Here is a 16,712-nt window from a genome sequence, read left to right as displayed (position 1 = left end):
GGCTGCGGCTCCCCCACTTTCCCGCACGCTCGTACTGGAGACACCATGTCCGCAGCCCGGAGTCCCGGGCGGGCCGTCCTCTGCCTGCTGTTCGCGTTGGTTCTCGTCCTTCCCCTCACGCTTCACGCCCAACAGACCGCCAAGCCCGTGCTGCATGGCAAGCACTGGGTCGCCATCACCGGCAAGCCGCTCGCGGCCACCGCGGGCGCCATGGTCTTCCAGAAGGGCGGCAACGCCGTGGATGCCGCGTGCGCGATGATCGCCGCCACCTCCACCATGTGGGACACGCTCGGCTGGGGCGGCGAGACGCAGGCCCTCATCTACAACCCGCGCACCGGCAAGGTGGTGGGCATCAACGCGCTCGGCGTGGCCCCCACCGGCGCCACCGTCGAGTTCTACAAGAGCCACGGCATGCAGTACCCGCCCGAGTTCGGTCCCCTCGCCGCCGTCACGCCCGGCACCCCCGGCGGCCTCCTGGTGATGCTCGCCGAGTACGGGAAGCTCTCGCTCGCCGACGTGCTCGCCCCCGCCATCCAGATGGCCGACGAGGGCTACGCCCTCGAGGCCCAGTCCTCGCGCACCATCGAGAAGAACAAGAAGAAGCTCAAGGAGTGGCGCTACTCGCGCGAGGTGCTGCTGCCCCACCTGGGCCAGGAGTACGAGGCCCCCAAGGCCGGCGAGGTGTTCCGCCAGCCGGACCTGGCCGCCACGCTGAAGAAGCTCGTGGAGGCGGAGAAGGCGGCGCTCAAGAAGGGCAAGAGCCGCAAGGACGCCATCTACGCGGCGTATGACCGTTTCTACAAGGGAGACATCGCCCAGGAACTGGTGCGCGGCACACGCGAGGAGGGCGGCCTCTTCACGATGGAGGACCTGGCCAACTGGAAGGTCCGCATCGAGGAGCCGGTGAAGACGAACTACAAGGGCATCGACGTCTACAAGCTCACCACCTGGGTGCAGGGCCCGGCGATGCTCCAGGCGCTCAACATCCTGGAGCCCATGGACCTCAAGGGCATGGGCTACAACAGCGCGCGCTACATCCACGCCCTCTACCAGTCGATGAACCTGGCGTTCGCCGACCGCGACTTCTACTACGGCGACCCGTACTTCCCCCCGGCCGAGCCCATCCAGGGCCTGCTCTCCAAGGACTACGCGAAGGAGCGCGCCAAACGCATCAACTGGGAGAAGAACGACCCGTCCATCGGGCCGGGGGACCCCTACCCCTTCCAGGGCGGGACGAACCCGTACCAGCCGCTGCTCGAGCAGTGGAACCGCCAGGCGCCGGAGAAGAAGCCGGCGGAGACAGCGCAGGCGCAGCTGGACTTCGAGCGTACCTTCTACGCGGGCACCACGTCCGTACAGGCCGCGGACGCGGAGGGCTGGGTGGTATCCGTCACGCCGAGCGGCGGGTGGCTTCCGGCCGTCATCGCGGGCCGCACGGGCGTGGGGCTGAGCCAGCGCATGCAGAGCTTCGTGTTGGACCCGGCCGAGGGCCCCTTCAACGTCCTGGAGCCCGGCAAGCGGCCGCGCGCCACGCTGACGCCGAGCCTCGCGCTCAAGGACGGCAAGCCCTACCTCTCGTTCGCGGTGCAGGGCGGGGACAGCCAGGACCAGAACCTGCTGCAGTTCTTCCTCAACGTGGTGGAGTTCGGGATGAACGTGCAGGAGGCCACCGAGGCGGCCAACATCAACAGCTTCCAGATGCGCGCCTCGTTCGGCAAGCACGAGACGAAGCCGGGCAAGGTGCTGCTCAGCGAGCAGGTGCCGCCCTGGGTCCGCACCGAGCTCAAGCGCATGGGCTACGAGCCGACCTACGAGGAGCGCACCTCCGGCCCCATCAACGCCATCTACTTCGACCGGGAGCACGGCACCTTGTGGGGCGGCTCCAGCCACCACGGCGAGGACTACGGCATCGCCTGGTAGGCCCGCGAGGCGTGGGCCCAGGACTCGTGGAGAGCCCGGGCTCCTGCTTCGCAACCGGCTAGATGCAGTACGGCGTGCCGTCCCCACCGACGCGGCACGCGGCACCACTGGAGCAGATGCCGCTCGTGGGGCACGCCTTGCGGCAGAGCGTGTCGACGCAGACCGTCCCCGAGGGGCAGGTATTGTTCGGGTAGATACAGGCCAGTCCCTGCTCCACGGACTCGAGCGTGTCCCGGGTGTTGTCCACCGCGACGTCACCACCACAGCCCATCAGCATTCCGAACGAGACCGCCACGGCGCACACGAGTCGACGCATGGTGCTTCCTCCTGGGTTTACTTGGAGTACCCACTGTACACGGCCCGGCCTGGCGAGAGTTGCTCCACGAAAATCCGGCTCTTATCCTTGACGGCGAGCGCGCCGGCCCGCGCGCAACCCTCGTTCGCCAGCCCATGCCTGGCGCGCCAGGAGGGCAAAGGGGAGTCCTCTTCTCGGGCAGCTGGTCCGCATCGCACTCGCTTCTCGAGCGGGCGACGAGCGCATGGGGCTTCTCGCTCGCGAGAGGTGGGCGATGACCGTCAAGAAGGACTTGAAGAAGCGCATCCGTGAGCGCCAGGAGAAGACGGGCGAGTCGTATTCGACCGCGCGGATGCACGTGCTCAACCAGGCTCCAGCCGAAGCCCCGGCCGAGGCCCCGAAGGTGAGCCAGGAATCCCTCCGGGAGGTGACGCTCCTGGTCGAGGCGTTGGAGATGAAGGGACAGGCCTTCCTCACGCCGGGCTTCTCGGAGGCACTCGCCCGGCCGGCCCTGGAGCGCCTGCGCGAGCTGCTCCTGGCCACCCGGGACGAGCCCTCCACGCGGTGGCTGCGCGCGGTGCTGCTGGACGGCGAACCGGACGCGGTGGACTTCGGCTCCCTCGCGCGGGAGTGGGGCGAGGCGCGCGTGTTCATGCGCAACCTGCGGCTCGGCCTGCGAGGTCCCAGCCGGAGCGGGCGGACCCTCTCGTTCGAGCTGCGGGCGGACGGCGGAACCGTCACGGTGGTGGTGACGCTCGTGCCGTCGTTGAAGGGCACGCCGAAGCTGCTGCTCGGCACGGCCGAGGACTACCTGCGCGCCGAGCAGATCCTGGACAACCCGCTCGCGCTGCTCCAGACCCTCACCCTGCCGGACATGCGGTAGAAGCCTCCCGCTCGGCGCCACCGGGGCCAGCCGAGCGGACTTCACCTGTCCGCCGGATACACACCTTTGAGTGCACGGCACTCATGAAGACGGGAGAGCGCATGGCGAGCACGCAGGGAACGGCATTGATCACGGGAACGTCGGCGGGCATCGGGTTGGTGTACGCGCGCCGGCTGGCCGAGCGGGGATACGACCTCGTGCTCGTCGCCCGGCGGGAGGACCGGCTGCGTACCCTGGCCCGGGAGCTCGAGGCCGCGCACTCCATCCGGGCCGAGGTGCTCAAGGCCGACCTGACCTCCGACGAGGACATGCGCCGGGTGAACCAGCGCGCCGCGGGCGAGGACCTCAGCCTGCTCATCAACAACGCCGGCATCGGAGGCTACGCCCCCTTCGCCGAGGTCGACCCTGTCCTCCTCGAGCAACTGGTGCGCCTGCACATCCTCGCGCCGATGCTGGCCACGCGCGCCGCCCTCCCCGGCATGCTGGCACGGGGCCGCGGGGCCATCATCAACGTCGCCTCGCTGCTGGCCTTCTCCGGCTCGGTGCCGCCCAATCCGCTTCCGCACCGCGCCACCTACGCGGGCGCGAAGTCCTTCCTCGTCACCTTCACCCGGACGCTCGCCGGTGAGGTGCGGGGAACGCCGGTGAAGGTGCAGGTCGTGTGTCCGGGCATGACGGCCACCGAGTTCAACGGCGGCTACCGCGGGGCGATGACCCCGGAGGACGTCGTCACCGCCTCGCTGGTGGGGCTCGAGCGCGGCGAGACGGTGTGCGTCCCCGGTCTCGAGGCGGCCGACGCCGTCGCGGCGCTGGAGCAGGCCGAGGCGGGCATGCGCCAGGGCAGCAAGCCCACGCTCGCCGCGCGCTACCGCACGCCCGGGAACGCCTGAGCCCTCCCAGGCGGTGGGGCGCCCCCTCTCGCCCGACACCCGTGCCTGGGGGGCTGGGGCCGACCCGGGACCCCAGCCCTCGGGCCGGTCCTACTTCTTCACCTCGGGGAGCGGCTTCCCATCGGCATCGGGAATCCCCTCGAGCCCGAGCAGCGCGGCCAGGGTCGGCGCGATGTCCGCCTGATCCACCGGCGTCTTCACCACCTGCTTGCGGATGCCCGCGCCGTAGAAGGCCAGCGGCACGTGGGCGTCGTACCGGTAGGGGCTGCCGTGGGTGGAGCCCTCGCTCTTCTCGCCGTACTTGCCCCAGAAGGAGTGCTCCGCCGGAACCAGCAACACCTCGCCGGCACGGTCCGGGTGGAAGGTCAGCCGCGTCGCCGCGAAGTACGGCCGCTCCGGGTTGGTGCCCGCCATCAGCTCCGTGCGCGTGAAGCCCGCGGCGATCTGCGGCACCTTCAGCGCGGCCTCCAGCGCCGTCTTCTCCAGCTCCTCGGAGGGAATCTTCTTCTCCGCGGCGAGCTGGGTATTCAGGTAGATGCTCGGATCCTCCAGCGCGACGACCCACTCACCCGGGCCGTACTTCTCCTGCAGCGCCTTCTGCACGGAGGCCTTCAGCTCCGCCTTCTTGATGCGCCGCGCGCTCTCTCCCTCGGCCGCGAGCTTCTCCGGTGCCGGCGCCGCCCCGTGGTCCGCGCTGAACGCGAACACCACGTTCTTCGCTCCGACCTTCTTCTCCAGGTAGGTGACCAGCTCACCGATGGCGCGATCCACCCCGAGGATGGAGTCCTGCACCTCGTGGCTGTCCGGGCCATACGCGTGTCCCGCGTAGTCCGGCGCGGTGAAGCTCACCGCCAGCAGGTCCGGCGTCGCATCCGCCCCGAGCCCCTCGGCCTCGACCGCGGCCTTCACGAAGGAGAGCTCCCAGTCGGTCGCGAGCGGCGTCGCCGAGAACGCGGCGTAGAAGTCGGGACCCGGCTTGTCCAGCTTGCCGGTGATCTTGTGCGGGAACGTCTTGCCCAGGCCCTTGTAGTCGCCCTCGTACCCGGCGTCGTCCGGCCCGGTGTACTTCGCCGCCGGCTGCGAGCGCTCCCACACCTTGCCGAACTGCGCGTCCATCGGGTTCTTCGTGTTGAAGTCGTTCACCCAGCCGGGCAGCGCGCTCTCGAAGTACGTCGAGGTGGTCATCTTCCCGGTCGACTCGGACAGCCAGTAGGCCTTGCCCTCATGGCCCGCCATCAGCACCGCCGCGCGGTCCTTGAGGGCGATCGCCATCACCTTGGACTCGGGGCTCTGCTTCCTGAGCAGGTCGCCGACCGTCGGGGCGAGCAGCTTCGTGGGCGACGAGTCGTCCTCGGGATCCGCCGGCGCATCGAGCAGCGGATGGGCGGGGTCCAGCAGCGTGGTGATGCTCTTGCCCGTGGTGCGATCGAAATACTTGTTGGAGACGATTCCGCTCTTGTGCGGATAGACGCCCGTCCCCAGGAGCGCATGGCCCGGGCCCGTATAGGTGGCGAGCTGCCGGTAGGAGGACTCGGTGTAACGGGTGCCGCCCAGGATGCGTTTGATTCCCTTGGGCCCCAGGCGCGGCTCCAGCTTCGTCAGCACGTCCGCGCCGAGCTGATCCACCACCAGCAGCACCACCAGCTTCGGTGCCGGGGACTGCTTCGCCGCCTTCGCCGGCTTCACCGGCTTCGCGGGAGCCTGCGCGGCCGCGGCCGAGCCCATGAGCAGCGCCATTGCCAATCCAAGACGTTTCGACTTCTGCATGAACCCCTCTTCCCAACGAGTTACGAGTTACGAGTCCTCTGTGCCTGGCGCGGGGCCTCGGCGAGCTCCTCGAAGCTCTCCGAGATGGCGCCAATCTCCCGCGACAGCCCGGAGAGGTCGGCGGACACCCGCTGCGAGCTCTCCGCGACCTCCGAGTCCGCCTGGGCCGAGCGCAAGGTCAACACCTGCAGCCGCACCGCCTCCAGCCTCGCCTGGAGCGCGGCCAGCTCCGCATCCAATCTCGCCACGTGGCCCTGGAGCGCGGCCGCGTGGGAGAGCTGCTCCTGCCGGACCTTCGCCGCTTCGCGGTAGCGCTCGCTCGCGGCGTGGTCCGGGCTCTGCGCCGCCAGCCTCTCCAGCCGGGCGTGCTCCTGCTTCAGCGCCTCCACGCCCGCCTGCGTCAGGTAGGACTGCAGCTCCTGATGGCGGGACACCAGGGCCATGCCCTGCGCGCCGATCCGCTCGAGCTGGGGCGCGGACATGGCGAGCAGGGCGCGCGCGGACTCGGGCACGCCCGACAGCTCCGCCGCCAGCTGCTCCTTGGCGTTCCAGAGCGTGCGCGCCCTGGCCTGGTGCGCGGCATCCAGTCCCGCCGGCAGCTGCGGGCCCCCGCGGTTGAGCAGCGCGAGGACCCCCGCGGCGAGCGTGCCCAGCCCCAGCACCCACCACTCCCCCGTCGCCGCGGAGGTGATGCCAGCGGTCGCCAGCACCCCCGCGGCGGGAAAGAACCTCTGCCAGGCGGGCTCCTTCATGCGCCTCAGAAGTACGACGCGATCTGGTGGTACAGCTTGTCCAGGTCCGCGCTGTCGCCACGAACCATCAGGGCGTTCGAGCGATCGCTCAGGTTGCGCAGCAGCTCCTCGTCCGCCTCGTCCCCGTAGGCGATGGTGAAGACGCGCGTGCCCTCGGTGTCCTCGGGCTTGGGCAGCCGCTCGATGAGATCCGGCCGGTTCTTCTTCGAGGAGGTGTCCTTGCCGTCGGAGAGGACGACGATGCCGTAGCTGCGCGGCTCGGTGTCCTTCTTGCGCGCCTCGTCCACCTCATCCATCGCCATCAGCACCGCGTCGTAGAGCGACGTCTGGCCCTGCGCGTACAGGCCACTGACCTTCTGGGCCAGGCCCTCGCCCATCTCGCGCACCCTGCCCGCGGTCCCGAGCGCCACCGGCTGCTGGCTGAAGGCAATCACCTGCACCAGGTCATCCGGCTCCATGCTCTGGAGGAACTTCACCGTGCCCGCGCGAGCCGCGTCCATCGGCTTGCCGTTCATCGAGCCGGAGGTATCTAGGACGACCCACACCGCCGCCTTCTTCTTCGTCTCGTGCCAGAGCGCGTTGGCGCGCTGGAAGAGGTCCTCGCTCAGGTACTCGAGCTCCACGCGCTGGGCGTTGGGCGAGACGCCGTGCTCCTCGTCGAAGGGCGCGGTCAGCGGGACGTCCTTGAGCGCGGGCCGGAAGCCGTACTTCGGCGCCTTGGCCTGCTGCTCGGCCGACACGAGGAAGTCGAGGAACGCGTGCGCGGCCTGCTTCTGGTCCTCGGTGACCCACTCGGCGTCCACCACGCCCGCGGGGTGCGTCTCCCAGAAGGTGCCCTCCTTCGGGTACACCGCCACCAGCGGGAAGGGCTTGGTCTTGCACTTGTCGTTGGCCTTCACGACGGACGACTCGTACACGGTGACGGCGGACAGGTAGGCCGGGCCCCGCGCGCACAGCTTGTCCATCAGCCAGCTCGAGCTCTCGCCGTAGTGGACCACGGAGCGCTCGATGTCCTTGAGCAGCGACACCACCTGCGGGTTCTTCATGTCCGCGGAGGTCAGGCCCGTGTTCTTGTTGGCGCCCGCGTAGATCATGCTGATGACGGAGAGCATCGCCGAGTTCGAGTAGTCGGGATGCGAGTGCCCGAACTTGAAGGTGCCCCACTCCGGATGGCCGAGCGCGCTCCAGCCCTTGGGGTTGGTCACCACGGAGCGCAGCTCCTTGAAGCCAATCTCCTTCTTCGGCCACCCGAGCGCCTCGGCCATGGGCTTCCAGAGGGCGATGACGAGCGCGGTGTTCACGGTGTCCTTCGCCTCGGGGACGAAGGGGTGGTTGTAGCGGGTCTGCCAGTCCTGGTTGATGAGGTCGATCCAGCTCTTGCCGGCGGGCCCCCAGATGGTGGGCTTGGACTTGCCGGCGAGGATGGCGGCGCGGCTCTCGCCCGAGCGCATGTGCTCGGCCTTGACCACCACGACCTTGCCGTTGATCTCCACCTTCTTGTCGTTGAAGGTCTTGATGACGTCGTTGACCCACTCCTTCTTGCCGTCCGACGAGGCGTAGAGCACCTCGAGGGTGTCCTTGGCGGGCTGGGAGGGGTTGGGGCTGGCGGAGTCCGACGGGCGCGTGTCGCTGGTGGGCGTCTCCCGGGACGAGCTGGGGGAGAGCTTGCTGTAGAGCACGGCGGCGCAGACGAGCGCGAACACCAGGACGACCGCGATACTGGTTCCTCGATTCATGACGTTCCTCTCGGGTGGCGCACTCTACGGCACTCACACCACGTCAGGTAGAGAAGGAAGTCCGGAACCGGGTTACACGGAGCGTACGGGCCCGGTTCCCACCCGGGGAGGGAGGGGCTGGCGGCTGCTCCAGCCACCAGTCCCGGGCCGTCCGTCGCCGCGGCGTCCTACTTCAGCTCCTTCGCCAGCTCCGCGTACAGGTGGATGGCGCTGCGCACCGCCTTCTCGTAGTCGCCCAGGTGCAGGCTCTCGTTCTCCGAGTGCGCGTTGGTGTACGGGTCCTCCACGCCGATGAGCAGCGCGGGCACGCCGCCGAGCTCCTTGGCGAACGGCTCCACGAACGGAATGGACGCGCCGCAGCCGATGGCCACCGGCTCGGTGCCGTAGCCCTGGCGCAGCGCGCGGAACGCCGCCTGGAAGGCCGGATGCGAAATGTCCGTGAACCACGGGCCGGCGGGCGGGTCCTGCTTGATGTGCAGCTCCAGTCCCCAGGGCACCACCTTCTTCAGGTGGTCCACCAGCCGCTTCTGCACGTCCTGCGCGTCCATGTCCGGCACGACGCGGATGCCCACGCGCGCCCAGGCCGTGTCGCAGATGATGTTGCGCGCGTCCTTGCGGCTGCTGGCCTGGATGGCGTTGATGGCCAGCGCCGGCTGCCGCCAGTTCATCTCCCACGGGTGGCGCCCACCGAGCATCTGCGCTCCCGGCACCATGCCCACCTGCTTCTTGAAGTACTCCGGGTCTCCCGGCAGCGACTGGATGCTCTTGCGCTCGGCCTCGGTGAGCGGGCGCACGCGGTCGTAGATGCCCTCGATGGCGATGCTCCCATCCGGGTTCGTCAGCGTGGCCAGCATGCGGCACAGCGCCATCACCGGGTCCGGCACCGGCCCGCCCCACATGCCCGAGTGCACCGCCTGCCGCAGCGCGCGCACCTCCACGTCCACGGTGACGAGCCCGCGCAGCGCGGTGGTGATGGACGGCAGCCCCGTCTCGAAGTTCGTCGTGTCCGTGAGCACGATGGCGTCCGCCTTCAGCAGCGCCTTGTGCTTCTGCAGGAACGTCTCGAGGTGCTCGCTGCCCACCTCCTCCTCGCCCTCGATGATGACCTTCACGTTGAGCGGCAGACCGCCTCCGCCCTTCAGCCACGCATCCACCGCGGAGGTGTGCACCACGATGCCCGCCTTGTCGTCCGCCGAGCCGCGGCCGTACAGGCGCCCGTCTCGAATCTGCGGCTCGAACGGCGGGCTCTTCCACGCCGCCTCGTCTCCCGCCGGCTGTACGTCATGGTGGGCATACAGCAACAGCGTGGGTTTGCCGGGAGCCTTCAACAGCTCGCCGTACACGTACGGGTGTGCGCCTTGAATCTCCAGCAGCTGCACGTTTTCGAAGCCACGCGACTTCAACAGTCTCGCTGTGGCTTCCGCGCTCGCTCGCACATTCGCGGGGTCGAATCCGTCGAAGGACACACTGGGAATGCGCACCAACTGCTTCAAATCTTCGAGGTAGCTGTTCTTCTGGGCTTCGAAATGGGCCAGGGCCTTGTCGGTGGACATGCTTCCTCCCTTACTCCAAGAGCAGGCCGCACCATGCAGTGCTCAACGACTTCGCGTCCATCATCATTCACCGTGCGTTCATCGCTGCACGGCCTTCCAGGTTGCTCGGGCATTCACGAGCCATCACGCTTATCATCCGGGCACATGACCACTCCGACGCTTCTGCTGGTCGATGATGATCGCTTCGTGCGCACGCTCCTCAAGGATGCCATTCACGAGAGTGGCCTCGAGGTGAGACTCCTGGAGGCCTCGGATGGGCAGGAAGGGTTGGAGGTCGCCGCGCGCGAGCGCCCCGCGGTGATGTTGTTGGATCTCTTCATGCCCCGGCGCAGCGGGCTGGAGGTGCTGGCGGCGATGAAGGACTCGTCGCCAGACACGCGGGTGCTCATCATCAGCAGCATGGACGCCGAGCCCGTGGTGGAGCAGGCGATGTCCGCGGGAGCGGTGGGTTTCGTCGGCAAGCCCTTCCATCCCCTGGAGATCGCCCTGGCCGTCCGGCAGGCCCTCGCCCACTGACTCCACACGGAGGTGTACCCGTGACGTCGAACTACTGGATTGGAGATTCCGTCGGCCGCGTGTTGGGGCCGCTGACGCTGCAGGCACTTCGCGAGCTGATCGGCTCGGGGCGGCTCAAGGCCGTGGTGCGCGCCTCGCGCGATGGCTCCTCGTGGGAGCCCATCGAGCAATTCACCGAGGTGAAGGACCTGCTGAGCGCGGCCCCGTCCGGTCCGGCCGCCGGCGCGCAGCAGGCCGAGCGCCTGCGCCAGCAACTGCGGCAGATGCAGGACCTGCCGGCCCATCAGCTCTTCGGGGTGAAGGCGGACGCGCCGCTGGAGGAGCTGCGCGGCGCCTTCTTCCGGCTGGCGAAGCGATTCTCGCCCGAGCACCTGGGCTCGGACACCCACCCCGAGCTGCGCAAGGTGAGCGCGGAGGTCTTCGAGCTGCTCGCGCGCCGCATGCGCGAGGCCGAGGGCACCGTGCGCGCGGCCCCGGGTGCCCCCCTGGCGGCCCCGAACGCGGTCCGCGCCACGCAGCCGGCGGCGGCGGGTTACACGTACTCGGCCGAGGAGTTCGTCGGCCTGCAGATGCGCAATGACAGGCTCCAGGTGGAGCTCAAGGTGAGCGCTCGCAACGCGGGCATCTTCACCGACCATCGCATCATCAACCTGCAGGCCGGGGGCCTCTTCATCCCCACCGACAAGCCGCTGAAGCTGGGGACGCGGGTGGACCTGGTGCTCAACTTCGAGCAGGCCCAGAAGCAGCTCAAGCTGCGCAGCTCCGTCATCTGGGAGTACACGCTGGATGACGGCAAGCAGCCGCGCGGCTATGGGCTGGGGCTCGCGGACCTGCGCCCCGAGGAGCGCACCTTCATCGACGAGTTCCTGCGCTCCCACCGCTCTCCGGCGTCTACATCATCCCGCTGAGGAACACCGCCGTCAGGCAGAACCAGGTGGCCGCCACCGTGACCACCGCCTTGAGCTCCAGCTCATCCGAATCCACCACGTTGCCGAAGTACATGTGCAATCCCCCGTTCATCCCCTACGCTCCTCTCTACGGAGCACGGCGGGAGTGATTGCCTGGCGCCTTCGCGGGTGACGCGGGAGGAGGAAAGAGAAGTGTCAGATACGGCGGAGTACCGGCCGCTCGATGGGCTCCCCCTGCCGACCTTCGTGGTCCGCAGCGACTCCATCATCCACGCCAATCCGGCACTGCTGGCGTTGCTGGGCATCGGCATGGAGGAGGTGCGCGCCGTCCCCGCGCTGATGCTGCTGGCCCGCTTCGCTCCCGCGGACCAGTCGTGGTTGGAGCCCATGCAGGCGAACTTCGCGCGCGGGGAGACGACCCCCGACACGGTGTGGCTGCGCGTGCTCGTGGCGGGAGGCCAGGAGCGCACGTACTGCATGCGGCGCGGCAACGGGCTGCGGCCCGAGGACACGCTGCTGATGCTGCTCGACGCCGAGGGCGAGGCCAGCATGCGGCGGCTCACCGAGGCGCTCGCGCACGCCGCCGGAGAGCTGGTGCGCTGCCGCGACGAGCAGACCGTGCTGGAGACGGCCGTCGAGGCCATCCACCAGCAGGGCTTCTTCGTGACGGTGATGCTGCTCGAGGGCGACGCGCTCGTGCACGGGCCGATGCGGCAGGACCCCGCCCAGGTGGCCGCCGGCGAGCTGCTCTACGGCAAGCCCATCCAGGAGCTGCGCTTCCCCCGCTCCAGCCTGCCGCACTACGAGGAGGTGCTCACCCGGCGCAAGGCGGCCTTCCACCATGACTTCCTCGGGGTGCTGGTGAACTTCCACGCCTCGGAGCTGCTGGAGCAGATGCGGCGCGCCCACCCCATCGTCCGGGCCCTGGACGCCCCCATCTTCGTGGAGGATGAGCCGTTTGGAATCCTGTCGGTACAGGGCGCGTCGCTGACGCCCACGAGCGCGGCCACGCTGGAGCTGTTCGCGCGGCAGGTGGGCGGAGCGCTGGAGAACGTGCGCCACCACCGGCTCGCCGCCTCGCGGCTGGCCGAGCTGTCCCGGCTGCAGTCGGAGCTGGTGGCGCAGGAGCGGCTGACGGTGCTGGGAGAGGCCGCGGGCGTGGTGGCCCACGAGGTGCGCAACCCCCTGGGCGCCATCCTCAACGCGGTGGCGGTGCTCAAGCGCGACAAGCTGGGCCCCGTCGGCACGAGCGCGGTGGAGATGTTGGCGGAGGAGGCCACGCGGCTGGACGTGATGGTGCGCGATCTGCTGGACGTGGTGCGTCCGCTGGAGCCCCGGCCCCGGCCACTGCACCCGGGCGAGCTGGCCCGGCGCACGCTGGAACTCTTCCGCGAGCGGCGCCAGCTCGGCACGGTGCGGGTGAGCGTGGACGAGGCGCCGGACGTGCCCGTGATTCAGGCGGACGAGACGCTGTTGCAGCTCGCGCTGGAGAACCTGCTGCGCAACGCGGTGCAGGCCTCGCCGTCCGGAGGCGAGGTGCGCGTGACGGTGCAGGGCGAGCCGGGCGGCATCCTCCTCACCGTGGAGGACCAGGGCCCCGGCGTCTCCCCGGCGGATGCCCACCGTGTCTTCGAGCCCTTCTTCACCACGCGCACCACGGGCACGGGCCTGGGGCTGGCGGTGGTGCGCCGGGTGGTGCTCGCCCATGGAGGCACGGTGTCGGTGGGCCAGCGGACCGGAGGCGGCGCCCGCTTCGAGCTGCACCTGCCCCTCCACCTGGAGGCGCGGCCCCTGCCTCCCACCCGCCAGGCTCCCGGTCGTGCGGGAGGGGGTTGAACGGGACGGGGCGAGCAGCCGTGAACCCGTCCGGCCGCACGGGCCCGCAACGGTCCAGCACTTGCGGATCCTTTCACGCCTCACCATCTACCTTCAAAGCCTCGAAGAGATCGTCCCCCAGCACCGGGCCCGTCAGGCGCGGGCCAGCGATCACCGAGCGCTTGGCCCCCCAGACGGTCTTTACGTGGCGCTTGGAGGGTACCGATGGCGAACGCACAGACGGGCACGGATTCGACAGCGGCTCGACCTGACGAGCTGGTGCGGAACCTCCCCGGCGCCATCATCTGGGAGGCGGACGCGGCGGCCCTCCATTTCTCGTTCGTCAGTGAGTCGGCGGCCTCACTGCTGGGCTACCCCGCGGGGCAGTGGCAGGCCGACGAAGGTTTCCTCAAGAAACACGTCCACCCCGAGGACTGGGGCCGCGTCCTGGAGACGCTGTACGAAGCGGCCGCCAAGGGCGGCGTCCATACGTGTGAGCACCGGATGTTCAGGAACGATGGTTCTTCGACCCTCTGGGTCCAGACCGCCGTTCAGCGCAGCAGTCGCTCGAATGGCACGCTCCTGCTCACCGGGTTGACGGTCGACATCACCCGGAGCAAGGAGGCCGAGTACGCCCGCCGTGATGCCGAAGCACATGCCCAGCTGCTCCTCGAGAACATCCGCGATTACGGCGTGTTCATGCTGTCGCTCGACGGAAAAGTGGCGAGCTGGACTCCCGGTGCGCAGCGGCTCAAGGGGTACCGGGCCCACGAGGTCATCGGCACGCCGATCTCCTGCTTCTTCCCGGCCGAGGAGCGCGAGAAGGGGACACCCCAGCGGCTCCTGGCGCAGGCCGAGCTCGAGCGGAAGGCTGAATACGAGGGGTGGTTGGTCCGCAAAGGCGGCGGGAAGTTCTGGGGGAACCTCATCCTGAGCGCCGTCACCGATGAGCAAGGACACCTTCGAGGCTTCTCGAACGTGGCGAGGGACCTCACCACGCGCAAGCGGGCCGAGCAGGCGCTGAGGGAGAGCGAAGAGCACTTCCGGCTGCTCGTCGAGAGTCAGGACTACGGCGTGTTCATGGTGTCGCCCACCGGAGTGGTCGAGACCTGGAACCGCGGCGCCCAACGGCTCGAGGGCTATCGGGCTCATGAGATCATCGGCTCCCCCATGTCGGAGCTCTTTCCTCGCGACGAGGTCGGGGCAGGCCATCCCGAGTACCTCCTGGGGAAGGCCGCGCGGGAGGGGAAGGCGGACTACGAGGGGTGGCTCGTCCGCAAGGGAGGAGAGAGATTCTGGGGACTGCTCACGGTCAGCGCGGTGGAGGATGAAGGCGGCCGCCTTCGGGGCTTCTCCGTGCTCGCGAGGGATGTGACCGGGCGCAAGCAGACGGAGCAGGAGCTTCGGCGGAGCGAGGAGTACTTCCGGCTGCTCGTGGGGAGCGTTCAGGATTACGGCGTGTTCATGCTGTCGCTGGACGGGGCCATCGAGAGCTGGAACCTGGGTGCGCAGCGGCTCAAGGGTTACCGGGCCCACGAGGTCGTCGGCTCGACGATCGCCCGCTTCTTCCCTCCCGAGGAGATCGCGAAGGGCACCTCGGAGCGTCTCTTCCAGGACGCGCTCTCGAAGGGCACCGCGACCTATGAGGGCTGGTTGGTCCGCAAGGGCGGCGATCGGTTCTGGGCGCTCGTCACCCTGAGTGCGGTGGAAGATGAGAACGGACGCCTCCGGGGTCTGAGCAACGTCGCCAGGGATCTGACCGAACGCAAGCAGGTCGAGGAGGCGCTGCGCGAGAGTGAGGAGCGGCTCCGGCTGCTGCTCGACAGCGTCCAGGACTACGGCGTCTTCATGGTGTCACCGGACGGGCAGGTCGCGAGCTGGAGCCCGGGGGCCGAGCGGATGCAGGGGTACAGGGCGGACGAAGTCATGGGGGCGCCGCTCTCGCGGTTCTTCCCGCCCGAGGAGGTGGCGAACGGGACACCCGAGCGGCTCATCCAGGAAGCGCTGGCGGAGGGGCGCGCCGAATACGAGGGCTGGCTCGTCCGAAGGGGCGGAGCCATGTTCTGGGCGAGCGTCATCCTGGGTGCGGTGATGGACAGGTACGGACACCTGCGCGGTTTTTCCAACGTCATCCGGGACCTGACGGAGCGCATGCGGACCGAGCGGGCCCTGTCCTTCCTGGCCGAGGTCGGCACGGTGCTCGCCGGGTCGCTCGACTACCACACCACCCTGGAGAAGGTCGTCCGGCTGGGGACACGCGATGCGGCCCAGGCCTGCGTCGTCGAGATGCTCGAGGGGCAGCGCATCCAGCCCGTCGCGGTGGCGCATGTCGACCCGGAGCAGGAGCGACTCCTCCAGAAGGCCGTGCGGAGCATGCCTGGCGAACCGCGGATGGGGCACGGTGTGGCCAGCGTGGTGCACACCGGGCATCCGGAGTTCAAATCGGGTATCTCCGACATGGACTGGCTCGGCGAGGCACTCGGGTTCGCGGCGCCCAACGTCCTGCGCGACCTGGGAATGCAGTCGTACATGTGCGTGCCGCTGACGGCTCGCGGCAAGACCTTTGGCGCGATGCTGTTCCTGGCCGCTGCCGGCAGGCACTACGCCTCGGACGACCTGCTCCTGGCCGAGGAGCTCGCCCGCCGCGCCGCGCTCGCCATCGACAACGCCCGGCTGTACGAGCAGGCCCAGACCGCCATCCGCATGCGCGAGGAGATCCTCGCCATCGTGTCGCATGATCTCCGCAGCCCGCTGAGCATGATCCAGATGGGGGCCGATCAGCTCCTCTCCGAGCCACGCGAGGGCGAGCAGCGGGAGCTCACGACCCGGACCGCCGGGAAGATCCGGCGCGCCTCCGGCCGGATGCTCCACCTCATTCGCGACCTGCTCGATTTCTCCAGCATCGAGGCGGGGCAGCTCCGGGTCGAGGTCGCCAACCACGACGCCGGCGCGCTGGTGACCGAGGTCCTCGAGGCGTTGCAACCCAACGCGGGCGAGAAGGGGATTCGACTCGAGAGGGAGACGGAGCCCTCCCCCTCGTGGGTCCGGTGTGATCGCGAGCGGATCGTGCAGGTCTTCTCGAACCTGATCGGCAATGCGATCAAGTTCACGGGCGAGGGCGGCACCGTGATGATTCGGACCCGGCTCGAAGGAGACCGGGCCGTCTTCAGCGTCAGCGACACGGGCCCCGGTATCGCCGAGGAGGACCTGAGCCACATCTTCGACCGGTATTGGCAGGCGACCCGACGGGCCCGGGAGAGCTTCGGGCTCGGCCTGGCCATCACCAAGGCCATCATCGAGTCCCACGGAGGGAAGATCTGGGTCGAGAGCAAGCCAGGACAGGGCTCCACGTTCTTCTTCACGCTACCGCTCGGCACCCGAGGCGAGGAGAGCCTGCTCCACTAGAGCGAGCACAGCAGGAGGCGGCAACGCAGGCCTCCGTTGCGCACCGGGAGGTTGCGTCCCTCGGGCAACGCCAGCGCGCGCTGCAGCCCCGGATCCTCGGGGAGGAGCACCGCGGCACGCCAGCCCGGGAAGGCCCTCCGGATGGTGGCGCCCAGCGCGCGGTACAGCCCCGGCAGGTCCTCCGCCTCGCCCACCCGCTTGCCGTAGGGCGGATTGGCCACCACCAGCCCGCGTCCGAGTCCCGCCGGGGGCGTCAGTGTGCGCACGTCCTG

Annotated in this window: 13 protein-coding genes and 1 pseudogene; 7 read left to right on the top strand and 7 right to left on the bottom strand. The window is 69.1% G+C overall.

The genetic code is table 11. From position 1 onward, the window contains the following. Nucleotides 1–45: 45 nt before the first annotated feature. On the top strand, nucleotides 46–1,920 hold the full coding sequence (locus ACJ8AN_RS05480; protein ID WP_407754166.1) for a gamma-glutamyltransferase family protein: 1,875 nt from the start codon (nucleotides 46–48) through the stop codon (nucleotides 1,918–1,920). A gap of 58 nt (nucleotides 1,921–1,978) precedes the next feature. On the opposite strand, the gene ACJ8AN_RS05475 is transcribed toward ACJ8AN_RS05480, so the two are convergent. Next, a complete protein-coding gene (locus tag ACJ8AN_RS05475; protein ID WP_407754165.1) occupies nucleotides 1,979–2,236 on the bottom strand; it encodes a hypothetical protein in 258 nt (85 codons plus the stop codon). A 253-nt stretch (nucleotides 2,237–2,489) separates the two neighbouring features. Here ACJ8AN_RS05475 and ACJ8AN_RS05470 point away from each other — a divergent pair, with 253 nt between their 5' ends. Next, entirely contained in the window at nucleotides 2,490–3,098 is a 609-nt protein-coding gene (locus ACJ8AN_RS05470) for a hypothetical protein (RefSeq protein ID WP_407754164.1), read from the top strand. Nucleotides 3,099–3,181: 83 nt separating this feature from the next. Then, nucleotides 3,182–3,988: an SDR family NAD(P)-dependent oxidoreductase gene (locus ACJ8AN_RS05465; protein WP_407754163.1), complete on the top strand. Its 807-nt coding sequence runs from the start codon at nucleotides 3,182–3,184 to the stop codon at nucleotides 3,986–3,988. A gap of 90 nt (nucleotides 3,989–4,078) precedes the next feature. Here ACJ8AN_RS05465 and ACJ8AN_RS05460 read toward each other — a convergent pair whose 3' ends face one another. The 4 genes from ACJ8AN_RS05460 to ACJ8AN_RS05445 form a co-directional block, all read right to left on the bottom strand. Continuing rightward, nucleotides 4,079–5,755 carry an alkaline phosphatase family protein gene (locus ACJ8AN_RS05460; RefSeq protein WP_407754162.1) on the bottom strand — a complete coding sequence of 559 codons (1,677 nt, stop codon included), beginning with the start codon at nucleotides 5,753–5,755 and terminating at the stop codon, nucleotides 4,079–4,081. A 20-nt stretch (nucleotides 5,756–5,775) separates the two neighbouring features. Continuing rightward, the gene (locus ACJ8AN_RS05455) at nucleotides 5,776–6,507 is read right to left on the bottom strand and encodes a hypothetical protein (protein ID WP_407754161.1); all 732 of its coding nucleotides are present in this window, start codon (nucleotides 6,505–6,507) and stop codon (nucleotides 5,776–5,778) included. Nucleotides 6,508–6,512: 5 nt separating this feature from the next. Next, nucleotides 6,513–8,243, bottom strand: a complete 1,731-nt coding sequence (locus ACJ8AN_RS05450; protein WP_407754160.1) for an extracellular solute-binding protein — start codon at nucleotides 8,241–8,243, stop codon at nucleotides 6,513–6,515. Nucleotides 8,244–8,410: 167 nt separating this feature from the next. After that, nucleotides 8,411–9,796 (bottom strand): M20/M25/M40 family metallo-hydrolase, encoded by a 1,386-nt coding sequence (locus ACJ8AN_RS05445; protein WP_407754159.1) that lies wholly within the window; start codon nucleotides 9,794–9,796, stop codon nucleotides 8,411–8,413. A 144-nt stretch (nucleotides 9,797–9,940) separates the two neighbouring features. Here ACJ8AN_RS05445 and ACJ8AN_RS05440 point away from each other — a divergent pair, with 144 nt between their 5' ends. Then, nucleotides 9,941–10,312: a response regulator gene (locus ACJ8AN_RS05440; RefSeq protein WP_407754158.1), complete on the top strand. Its 372-nt coding sequence runs from the start codon at nucleotides 9,941–9,943 to the stop codon at nucleotides 10,310–10,312. Between the two features lie 20 nt (nucleotides 10,313–10,332). After that, entirely contained in the window at nucleotides 10,333–11,220 is an 888-nt protein-coding gene (locus ACJ8AN_RS05435) for a TIGR02266 family protein (protein WP_407754157.1), read from the top strand. Here the strand turns inward: ACJ8AN_RS05435 and ACJ8AN_RS05430 are convergent. Continuing rightward, nucleotides 11,204–11,332 (bottom strand): hypothetical protein, encoded by a 129-nt coding sequence (locus ACJ8AN_RS05430; protein WP_407754156.1) that lies wholly within the window; start codon nucleotides 11,330–11,332, stop codon nucleotides 11,204–11,206. The two genes, ACJ8AN_RS05435 and ACJ8AN_RS05430, sit on opposite strands and share 17 nt — an antisense overlap. Before the next feature lie 80 nt (nucleotides 11,333–11,412). Here ACJ8AN_RS05430 and ACJ8AN_RS05425 point away from each other — a divergent pair, with 80 nt between their 5' ends. Then, complete coding sequence (locus ACJ8AN_RS05425) at nucleotides 11,413–13,056, top strand: sensor histidine kinase (RefSeq protein ID WP_407754155.1); 1,644 nt, start codon at nucleotides 11,413–11,415, stop codon at nucleotides 13,054–13,056. A gap of 204 nt (nucleotides 13,057–13,260) precedes the next feature. Next, nucleotides 13,261–16,440, top strand: a complete 3,180-nt coding sequence (locus ACJ8AN_RS05420) for a PAS domain S-box protein (protein WP_407754154.1) — start codon at nucleotides 13,261–13,263, stop codon at nucleotides 16,438–16,440. Here the strand turns inward: ACJ8AN_RS05420 and ACJ8AN_RS05415 are convergent. Further along, nucleotides 16,437–16,712 (bottom strand): annotated as a pseudogene (locus ACJ8AN_RS05415) (RNA methyltransferase); the annotation flags it as partial. The gene ACJ8AN_RS05420 and the pseudogene ACJ8AN_RS05415 sit on opposite strands and share 4 nt — an antisense overlap.

Source organism: Archangium sp., assembly GCF_045802675.1.
In the GTDB taxonomy this organism is placed as follows: Bacteria; Myxococcota; Myxococcia; order Myxococcales; family Myxococcaceae; genus Archangium.
Note: the sequence above shows the minus strand (reverse complement) of the source record. Positions and strands in the feature narration are given on the sequence as shown.

Coding starts and splice junctions, on each gene's coding strand:
- ACJ8AN_RS05420 (WP_407754154.1), top strand. CDS start 13,261: ATGGCGAACGCACAGACGGGCACGGATTCGACAGCGGCTCGACCTGAC.
- ACJ8AN_RS05470 (WP_407754164.1), top strand. CDS start 2,490: ATGACCGTCAAGAAGGACTTGAAGAAGCGCATCCGTGAGCGCCAGGAG.
- ACJ8AN_RS05455 (WP_407754161.1), bottom strand. CDS start 6,507: ATGAAGGAGCCCGCCTGGCAGAGGTTCTTTCCCGCCGCGGGGGTGCTG.
- ACJ8AN_RS05460 (WP_407754162.1), bottom strand. CDS start 5,755: ATGCAGAAGTCGAAACGTCTTGGATTGGCAATGGCGCTGCTCATGGGC.
- ACJ8AN_RS05430 (WP_407754156.1), bottom strand. CDS start 11,332: ATGAACGGGGGATTGCACATGTACTTCGGCAACGTGGTGGATTCGGAT.
- ACJ8AN_RS05445 (WP_407754159.1), bottom strand. CDS start 9,796: ATGTCCACCGACAAGGCCCTGGCCCATTTCGAAGCCCAGAAGAACAGC.
- ACJ8AN_RS05465 (WP_407754163.1), top strand. CDS start 3,182: ATGAAGACGGGAGAGCGCATGGCGAGCACGCAGGGAACGGCATTGATC.
- ACJ8AN_RS05475 (WP_407754165.1), bottom strand. CDS start 2,236: ATGCGTCGACTCGTGTGCGCCGTGGCGGTCTCGTTCGGAATGCTGATG.
- ACJ8AN_RS05480 (WP_407754166.1), top strand. CDS start 46: ATGTCCGCAGCCCGGAGTCCCGGGCGGGCCGTCCTCTGCCTGCTGTTC.
- ACJ8AN_RS05440 (WP_407754158.1), top strand. CDS start 9,941: ATGACCACTCCGACGCTTCTGCTGGTCGATGATGATCGCTTCGTGCGC.
- ACJ8AN_RS05450 (WP_407754160.1), bottom strand. CDS start 8,243: ATGAATCGAGGAACCAGTATCGCGGTCGTCCTGGTGTTCGCGCTCGTC.